Below are 8,912 nucleotides of genomic sequence, written 5' to 3'. Positions count from 1 at the left end.
TGCTTCATCAGACAACCAGAACAACGAACGCGACATCTCAAAGGGTCTCCTGCTGCAGTGGAGACCCTTTGAATCAATCTGCGCAGCGATTTTCAAGAGGCTGATTGGGTTTGGACCCTAGCTCGGATCGTGAATGCAGCACCATGCCAGCAATCTAACTCACGCTCCGTTTTGAGCAAGCGAGATTGTCCGTTTTCCACCCAGCTCCAGTCATTTGCGTAACTTCCAGCGCACCCCAAAACCAGCCGTCCGCTTAACCCGAGCTACCCCGCCCCGGCGCGCTCGCCGTGCCCAAGCGCGAGATAGCTGTCCGACTGCATTTCCATCAACCGCGAGATCGTGCGGTCGAACTCGAACCTGCCGTCGCCGCTCGAATAAAGGTCCATCGGTTCCGCATCGGCAGAAGCGATCAGCTTGACCTTCATCTCGTAGAGCGCGTCGATCAGCGTCACGAAGCGGGCGGCCTCGTTGCGGTTTTCGGGGCCGAGTTGCGGGATGCCGACCAGGAACACGGTGTGATAGCGCCGTGCGATGGCGAGGTAGTCGGGTGCGCCGCGCGCCTCGGTGCACAATTTCTTGAACGAGAACACCGCAACGCCCTTCAAGGACTTGGGCACATGGATGCTGCGCCCGCCGCTGATCGCGACCTCGCCGCTGGGCACATGCGCGGCATCGTCGGGCGAGTAATCGGTCATGCGGAAGAAGGCTTCGCGCAACGCTGCAGTAGCGGCGGGGCCGTTGGGGACGTGCCAGGTGTTGGTGCCGGACAATCGCTCGAGCCGGTAATCGGTCGGGCCGTTGAGTGATTGCACGTCGAGCCGCTGCTTGATCAGCGCGATGAACGGCAGGAAATGCTCGCGGTTGAGACCGTCCTTGTAGAGATCATCGGGCGGACGGTTGGAGGTGGCGACCACGGTGACGCCCGCCTCGATGATCGCGGTGAACAGCCGCGACATGATCATGGCGTCTGCGGAGTTGTTGACCACCATCTCGTCGAACGCGATCAGCCGGTAGTTGTCGGTGAACTGCCGGGCGACCGGAGGGATCGGATCGCCCTCCATCTTGTCGCGCTCGACCCTGAGCCGCGCGTGGATGTCTTGCATGAACTCGTGGAAGTGGACGCGGATCTTGCGGTCGATGGTCACCGACTCGTAGAACAGGTCCATCAGCATCGATTTGCCGCGCCCGACGCCGCCGAACATGTAGAGCCCGCGCACCGGATCGGGTTTGGCCGCGCGGCCCATCACCCGCCAGAGCAGCGACCCACGAGGCGGCACCGCCTGCAGCGCATCCTGCATCGCCTGCAATCGATCGGCGGCTGCGCGCTGATCGGGATCGGGGCGAAGTTCGCCCGCTTTGACCAAGGATTCGTAACGGGCGAGGGTACCGGTCACGTCGGCGATCCGGCGCGCGCACCAGCATTGCGGCCCGGCATCTTGCGAATGGTGCCGGTGAACGCGCAGATGCTGGACCCCTGCTGCTTGACCAGACCGCGCAGGAACAGCATGCGCCCGGTTTCCTTGATGATCTCGACTTCGCAATCCATTGGCACGCCGACCTTGCCGGCGCCGACGAAATGGCTGTTGAGGTCGAGCGTCACGCCGGGGCCCTGGCGCAGCGACCCGTTGAGCCGCGCGCAGACGAACATCGCGATATCGACCTGGGTCAGGATCGCGCCGCCATGGACATTGTTGGCAAGGTTGCCCTGCAGATGGCCCGGCGTGGTGCGCACGACGACGGTGCCGTCGTCGCGCTGCATCACCGACATCGGCCCCAGCGTGCTGTTGTAGCGGCCTTCCTCGCGCAACGCCCAGCGCATCCAGCCCGGGTGGTCCGGGTCTGGTCCGAAGGCGAAATCATCGGGCAATACGGGCGATTCTGCGTCCACCGAGAGGGGTAATCGAACCGATCAGACCTGCCGTTCGACCTGCATCTTCTTGATCTCGGCGATCGCGCGCGCGGGGTTCAGCCCCTTCGGGCACACGTTTGCGCAGTTCATGATCGTGTGGCAGCGATAGAGCCGGAAGGGGTCTTCCAGCTCGTCGAGCCGCTCACCGGTCATCTCGTCGCGGCTATCGGCCAGCCAACGATAGGCCTGCAGCAGGATGGCAGGGCCCAGGAACTTGTCCGAGTTCCACCAATAGCTCGGGCAGCTGGTCGAGCAGCAGGCGCACAGGATGCACTCGTACAGCCCGTCGAGCTTGGCGCGGTCGGCGGGCGACTGCAGCCGCTCCTTGCCCGAAGGAACCGGGGTGACGGTCTGCAGCCACGGGCGGATCGAGGCGTACTGCGCGTAGAAATGGCTGAAATCGGGGACGAGGTCCTTGATCACATCCATATGCGGCAGCGGAGTGATGCGCACCTCGCCCTTGCAGTCCTCGATCGCGGTGGTGCAGGCCAGGCCATTGCGGCCGTTGATGTTCATCGAGCACGATCCGCAGATGCCTTCGCGGCACGAGCGGCGGAAGGTGAGCGTCGAGTCCTGCTCGGACTTCATCTTGATCAGCGCATCGAGCACCATCGGGCCGCAATCGTCCAGATCGATATCGAACGTGTCGTAACGCGGGTTCTCGCCGCTGTCGGGATCATAGCGATAGACCTTGAATTTCTTGGTCCGGCCCCCGGTTTTAGCCTGGAACGCCTGGCCCTTGCCAGTGATCTTGCTGTTCGCCGGAAGCGTAAAGGTAGCCATGGAAATCCCTCGTCAATCAGTGCGTCCGCCGCCTAGATAGACACTTTAGCCCGCAGGCTCAACGGCAGAAGGGGAACGCGCGAGAAAAAGGTGGGCTTTGCCTCAATCAGCGAAGAAGTGCCGTTCTCCGGCGAAAGCCGGAGCCCAGGGCGCGGTCGTGCTGACGACGCTCTGGATTCCGGCGTTCGCCGGAAAACGGAAAACAGCCTACCCCATCAGCCCGTGGCTGCGCAGGCTCTCGGCGACGATGGTCTCGATCAGCTGCTCCTGGGTCCAGCCCGCGCGCTTGGCCGAGCGGCCGAAGACCTTTTGTGACCACAGGTTGCAGTTGAGGTTGACCTCGAGGAAGTTGAGCTCGCCCTTGTCGGCATCGAGCCGGAATTCGTAGCGGCCGTAATCGAACGGCACGAACTCCTGCGCCAGGTTGGCGGTGTGCTCGGCAATCGCGGCTTCGAACGGCGAACCTTCGAAATCGACCAGCTCGTACTTGCTGACGCGCTCGACCAGATCGCGCTTTTCCCAATAGGTGCGCAGGTGCGTCGGGTCGGCCTGTTCGAACAGCATCATCGGCAGGATTACCGGGCGGCCATCGATCGTGACCACCGGCACCTCGACATCGCTTCCGGTCAGGAACGGCTCGACGATCGCGTCATGGCCTTCCTCGTGGATCGCGGCGATCGCCTCTTTCACGCCCGCCCAGTCGCCCGCATCGCGCACGCCCCAGCTGGCCGAGGAGGCGTTGGGCTTGATCACCATGCGCTCGGCCATCGGGCAGAGCTTTTCATCGACCGGGCCACCGTTGCGATAGATCGCCCAGTCGGCGGTCGGCAGGCCGCGCGCGCGGGCGACGAGCTTGGACAGGTGCTTGTCATCGGAAAGTCCGCGCAGGATCGGGCTGCCGCCAAGATAGGGCAGGTTGCGGCGGTTGCACAGCAACGGCACCAGCATCTCGGAATTGACGAAGCCGCCGCGGTTGAGCAGCGAAAAGACGAAGTCGACTTCAGGCGGATCGAACAGCATCGCGTACTGGTTGCCGACCTGCAGGTTGTCGAACAGCCCTTCGAGGATGGTGCGCACCTCGTTGTGGTACACCGCATGATTGCCGTCCTCGGGGTGCAGCGAGCCATCGCCGAGCGCGTGCTTGGCGAGGAAAAGCACCTTGAGCGTTTCGCGCGTCTTGGCATCGATGGTGAGCGGGGCAGGGTATTGGGTCACGGAAAAGGCACACTTTCGTTGTTCATCCGGGGGCGGGCAGCGCGCGCCGGGTTGCTTCAGGCAGGGCGAATGACCCAAGACAACTTGCCATTGCGGCCAACACTTCTATAGGCGCGCCCATATCCGCTTCGGGGGCGCAGCGAAAGTACCGTTTGATGGAACATGACTCTCACCGGGCCGTAAGCCACCTTCTGACGCTGGGCGGCGACGAACGCATCGTCCCGGCCCATGCTGACGGCACCAACAAATATCATTCCTCGCCGTTCCCGCGCCAGACGGTGACCTATGCCTCATCGACGGCGAACGACATCTCGGCGGCAGCGTTCGATCACCTGGCCGGCTTCGTGGCGCACAACGCCATCGGTCCTGAGATGGGCGGCGCGGATTATGCCCGGCATCTCGCTGCGGTGCGCGAGCGGCTCGCCAGGGCCTACAGCCTTCCATCGGGCACCGACATCGCCTTCTCCGCATCGGGCACCGATCTGGAATACATCGCGCTGCAGGCGTTCGCCGGGCGCGCGGGCGGCGGCATCCACAATGTGCTGCTGGGCGCAGACGAGGTCGGCAGCGGTTGCATATTGAGCGCGCACGGCCAGTATTTCGCGGCACAGACCGCCTTGGGTGTGCCGACGACCAAGGGCACGCCGGTGCCGGGTCTGGCGCCGGTGTCGCTGACCGAGATTTCGGTGCGCAACGGCTTTGGCGACGCTTTCGACAGCGGCGTGATCGTGGCGGGCATGCGCAGCGAGATCGAGCGCGCGCTGGCGAACGATCAGTTCCCGCTGCTGCATGTGGTGCACGGATCGAAGACCGGGCTGATCCTGCCGCATCTGGATGACATCGACGCGCTGATCGCGCGCTATGGCGATGGCATCGGCTTTGTGGTCGATGCGTGCCAGGCGCGGATCACCAGCGCCGCGATAGCCGCGTATCTGACGCGCGGCGCGGTCGTGCTGCTGACGGGCTCCAAGTTCATGGGCGGCGCACCGTTCTCCGGCTTCGCGCTGGTGCCGCAGCCGATCGCCGCGCGCATCGCGCCGCTGGGCGAGGGGATGGCGACCATCTTCCGCCGCGCAGAGCTGCCTGAAGGCTGGCCCGGGGCGGACCAGCTTCCCGATAGCGGCAATTCCGGGCTGACGGTGCGACTGGAGGCGGCGCTGTTCGAGCTCGAGCGGTTCCAGGCGTTGCCATTCAGCGATGTTGCGCGGATTATCGAGCTGTTCCGCGCCGCATCGCTTGACCTGGTCGAGCGGATCGGCGGAACCCGGGTGCTGCCGTATCCCGTGGGCGATCGCGATCAGGCTGGCAGCCACCCGATCGAAATGCGCACTTTGACCACGATCGATCTGAGCGGGGAGGGGCAGGCAATCGATTTCGATGGCGCCACCGCGATCCAGATGGAGATGATGCGCGACAAGGTGAGGCTGGGCCAGCCGGTCAAATGCGCGCGGTTCCAGGGGCTCGAAATGGCAGGCAAGGTGCGCGGTACGCTACGCGTCGGCATATCGATGCCGCAGATCGTCACGCTGGCCGGAATGCCGGGGGTCGATGCCGGGCAGGCGCTGGCGCAGGATATGGATGCGATCGCATCCGCCTTCGACAAGGCGCTGCAGGAAATTCCGCAGCAGTAATTTTGTCGAGGGGCTGAATTTAGAACTGCCGGTCACCCTCACCCTTCCGCGCCTTTGGCGCTCCCTCCCTCTCCCGGGGGGAGAGGGAAGGGGCCCGCACCGCGAAGCGGTGTGGGAAGGGTGAGGGCGATGAGGCTTGAGTTCAGTTGCCGAAGGTGCGCTGCCACCAGCCACGGCGCGTGCCGCCGCCGGTTTCGCCGTCGCCCGATGCGTCGGTTACCGGGTCCTGCGCGGCGGTTTGTGGTACCGAAACGTCTTCAGGCTCTACCGCGACCTTGGCCGGGCTGGGCTCAACGACCACCACCGGAGCCGTATCGGTCACCGCTTCGGACGGGGCTTCAGCCTTGGGTGCGGCCTTTTTGCGCGGCGCGCGCTTGGGCTTGGGCTTGGACTCGACCGGAGCTTCGGCGTCAGTCGCAGGCTCAGCAACCACCGCGGCGGCTTCTACCGCTGCGTCTGCAACAGGTTCAGCATCGACGACGGGCTTCTTGGCGCGCGACTTGCGCTTGGGCTTGGGCTTTTCAGCGGGTGCCTCGGCCTGCGATTCCGCGACGTCCTCAACTTCGGGCGCGGTGTCTGCCACAGCGACGTCGGCATTGGCTGGCGATGCTTCGACTTCCGCCGGTGCATCAGCATCCGCGTTAGTCGTTGCATCGCTGCCGATTTCGCCTTCGCCACCCTTGCGGGCACGACCGCCGCGACGTCCGCGACGCGCACGACGGGGCTTGGCCTCGCCGTTGTCGTCGTCGGTCGCAACCGTATCGGCACCGTCGTCGGCGCGCTGGTCGCCGGAGTCATCCGATGCGTCCACGCTCTGGACCTCGGTGTCCGCCTCGCTGCCGGTATCGTCACCGGCTTCGGTCTGGATCGGCTGGCCGTTTTCGTCCTGGAAGCCTTCACCATCGCGTTTGCCGCGCTTGCCGCGACGGCGACGACGACGCTTGGAGCGACCGCCTTCGCCTTCCTCGGCGGTGCGCTGCGAGGGCGCACGTTCGGCTTGCTCTTCACCATCGGCCCTTTCGGGGCGGTCAGCACGCTCGCCACGCTCGCCACGATCCGCGCGATCGCCGCGGTTACCACGGTTGCCGCGATCTCCACGGTTGCCGCGGCGCGGCGCTGCTTCTTCCTCTTCCTCGATCTCGTCGATGTCGTCTTCGATATCATCGTCGTCATCATCGTCGATGATCGGCTGGAAGGTGACGGTCTTTTCCGGACGCGGACCGCTTGCGGTCACTTCCATCTTGGCGCCTTCATTCTCCCCGTTGGGCAGAATTTCGATGTGCACGCCGAAGCGTTCCTCGATCTCGGCGATATCGCGGCGCTTGTGGTTGAGGCAATAGATCGACGCTTCCTGGCTGGTGCGCAGCGTGATGATGCTGCCATGGCCGCGTGCAGACTCTTCTTCGAGCAGACGCAGCGCCGACAGGCCCGCCGACGATGCGGTGCGGACAAGGCCGGTGCCGTCACAATGCGGGCAGGTGCGGGTCGATGCCTCGAGCACGCCGGTGCGCAGCCGCTGGCGGCTCATCTCCATCAGGCCGAAGCCCGAAATGCGCCCGACCTGGATGCGCGCCCGGTCGCTCTTGAGCGCATCGCGCATGGCCTTTTCGACCTTGCGGACGTTGTTGCCATATTCCATGTCGATGAAGTCGATGACGACCAGGCCGGCCATGTCGCGCAGGCGCAACTGGCGGGCGATCTCGCGCGCAGCCTCGAGGTTGGTGCTGAGCGCGGTCTGCTCGATGCCGTGTTCCTTGGTGGAACGGCCCGAGTTGATGTCGATCGACACCAACGCTTCGGTCGGGTTGATGACGAGATAGCCACCCGATTTGAGCTGCACGACCGGTTCGTACATCGCCGACAGCTGGTCCTCGGCGCCATAACGCTGGAACATCGGCACCGGGTCGGCATAGCTCTTCACCCGCCGCGCGTGGCTTGGCATCAGCAGCTTCATGAAGTCCTTGGCGGCGCGGTAGCCCGCTTCGCCCTCGACCAGCACTTCCTCGATATCGCGATTGTAGATGTCGCGGATCGCGCGCTTGATCAGGTCGCTGTCCGAATGGATGATTTCGGGCGCGGATGCCTTGAGCGTCTTTTCGCGGATCTCGTCCCACAGGCGGGCGAGATAATCGAAGTCGCGCTTGATCTCGGGCTTGGTGCGCGAAAGACCTGCGGTGCGCACGATGCAGCCCATCGTGGCGGGCAGCTTCATCTCGGCGATGATCGTCTTGAGGCGCTTGCGGTCCGATGCGTTGGAAATCTTGCGGCTGATGCCCCCGCCATGCGCGCTGTTGGGCATGAGCACGCAATAGCGTCCTGCGAGCGACAGATAGGTGGTGAGTGCGGCGCCCTTGTTGCCGCGTTCTTCCTTGACGACCTGCACCAGCATCACCTGGCGGCGCTGGATGACGTCCTGGATCTTGTAGCGGCGACGCAGAGCCATGCGGCTGGTGCGCGCTTCGTCGCTGGCCTTGGCCTTGCCGCCGCGTCCGTCACGCTTGCCGCGACGACGCCCGGAGGACCGGCCATTCTCGCTGGTCGCGCCGTTGGAATCAGCGGATTCGTCGGACTGGTCGCCGTCAGAATCGGAATCGCCGTCGTTCTCGCCATCGCCATCGCCGTCACCGGACAGGGTCTCTGCAACGATGGGTTCGTCATCGGCTTCGATCAGTCCGTCGCCGGACAGTCCGTCGTTGTAATCGGTATCGTCGCCATGGCCGGCCGCATCGTCTGCCTCTTCTTCGGCAGCCAGCGCGTCGGCCTCTTCCTTGGCATGACGGGCTTCTTCAGCGAGCAGCGCGATCTTGTCCTCGCGCGGGATCTGGTAATAATCGGGGTGAATTTCCGAAAAGGCGAGGAAGCCGTGGCGGTTGCCGCCATAATCGACGAATGCCGCCTGCAGCGAGGGTTCGACCCGCGTTACCTTGGCGAGGTATATATTGCCCTTTATCTGCTTGTGTTCGGCAGACTCGAAATCGAACTCCTCAATCCGATTTCCCTTGAGCACCGCCACCCGAGTTTCCTCTTGGTGGCGCGCATCGATCAACATGCGCGTTGTCATTCAATATTCTCCGTGCGCGCGCACCGGGCGGAACCGGCCGGGTCGCTGCGCTTCTGTGTGTTGTGGCGCGGGCGCTCCAGGTGGAGGCGTCGCGCAAACGGGTTGTTACAAGAAGGATTGTGTCTGCTTCACAGGTTCGCAGGGCGTCAAGCGCACTGGCCGCGTCGCTTTTCCGCAGCCAACCGCCCGAAGGCGGGGTCGCGGAAAAGGCGGTATTCAAACCCATAAAGCGTCAACCTGATGATACGGCACCGGGGGCAAAACGCGTCCGCAGTGCTGCAATTGAGTGCGGGCAAGGCCTGATAAGCCCATT

Annotated in this window: 6 protein-coding genes; 1 reads left to right on the top strand and 5 read right to left on the bottom strand. The window is 64.2% G+C overall.

Going from position 1 to position 8,912, the window contains the following annotated elements; genetic code table 11:
* Positions 1-263: 263 nt before the first annotated feature.
* The 4 genes from zapE to ACK4R0_RS15585 all read right to left on the bottom strand — a co-directional run bounded on the left by zapE (position 264) and on the right by ACK4R0_RS15585 (position 3,907).
* Positions 264-1,394 (bottom strand): cell division protein ZapE, encoded by a 1,131-nt coding sequence (gene zapE / locus ACK4R0_RS15600; RefSeq protein WP_409676051.1) that lies wholly within the window; start codon positions 1,392-1,394, stop codon positions 264-266.
* Positions 1,391-1,888: a PaaI family thioesterase gene (locus tag ACK4R0_RS15595; RefSeq protein ID WP_409676048.1), complete on the bottom strand. Its 498-nt coding sequence runs from the start codon at positions 1,886-1,888 to the stop codon at positions 1,391-1,393. The genes zapE and ACK4R0_RS15595 overlap by 4 nt, the downstream gene beginning before the upstream one ends.
* 21 nt (positions 1,889-1,909) lie before the next feature.
* Entirely contained in the window at positions 1,910-2,692 is a 783-nt protein-coding gene (locus ACK4R0_RS15590) for a succinate dehydrogenase iron-sulfur subunit (RefSeq protein ID WP_409676045.1), read from the bottom strand.
* Positions 2,693-2,899: 207 nt separating this feature from the next.
* Positions 2,900-3,907 (bottom strand): phosphoribosylglycinamide synthetase, encoded by a 1,008-nt coding sequence (locus ACK4R0_RS15585; RefSeq protein ID WP_409676041.1) that lies wholly within the window; start codon positions 3,905-3,907, stop codon positions 2,900-2,902.
* A gap of 155 nt (positions 3,908-4,062) precedes the next feature.
* Here ACK4R0_RS15585 and ACK4R0_RS15580 point away from each other — a divergent pair, with 155 nt between their 5' ends.
* Complete coding sequence (locus ACK4R0_RS15580) at positions 4,063-5,538, top strand: hypothetical protein (RefSeq protein WP_409676038.1); 1,476 nt, start codon at positions 4,063-4,065, stop codon at positions 5,536-5,538.
* A gap of 142 nt (positions 5,539-5,680) precedes the next feature.
* Here the strand turns inward: ACK4R0_RS15580 and ACK4R0_RS15575 are convergent, their stop codons facing one another.
* On the bottom strand, positions 5,681-8,599 hold the full coding sequence (locus ACK4R0_RS15575) for an Rne/Rng family ribonuclease (RefSeq protein WP_409676035.1): 2,919 nt from the start codon (positions 8,597-8,599) through the stop codon (positions 5,681-5,683).
* Positions 8,600-8,912 lie beyond the last annotated feature (313 nt).

It is taken from the genome of Blastomonas sp. (genome assembly GCF_046294995.1).
In the GTDB taxonomy this organism is placed as follows: domain Bacteria; phylum Pseudomonadota; class Alphaproteobacteria; order Sphingomonadales; family Sphingomonadaceae; genus Blastomonas.
Note: the sequence above shows the minus strand (reverse complement) of the source record. Positions and strands in the feature narration are given on the sequence as shown.

Bases quoted from the DNA above. Each gene is read 5' to 3' on its own strand.
- ACK4R0_RS15590 (WP_409676045.1), bottom strand. From the start codon at position 2,692: ATGGCTACCTTTACGCTTCCGGCGAACAGCAAGATCACTGGCAAGGGC.
- ACK4R0_RS15580 (WP_409676038.1), top strand. From the start codon at position 4,063: ATGGAACATGACTCTCACCGGGCCGTAAGCCACCTTCTGACGCTGGGC.
- ACK4R0_RS15575 (WP_409676035.1), bottom strand. From the start codon at position 8,599: ATGACAACGCGCATGTTGATCGATGCGCGCCACCAAGAGGAAACTCGG.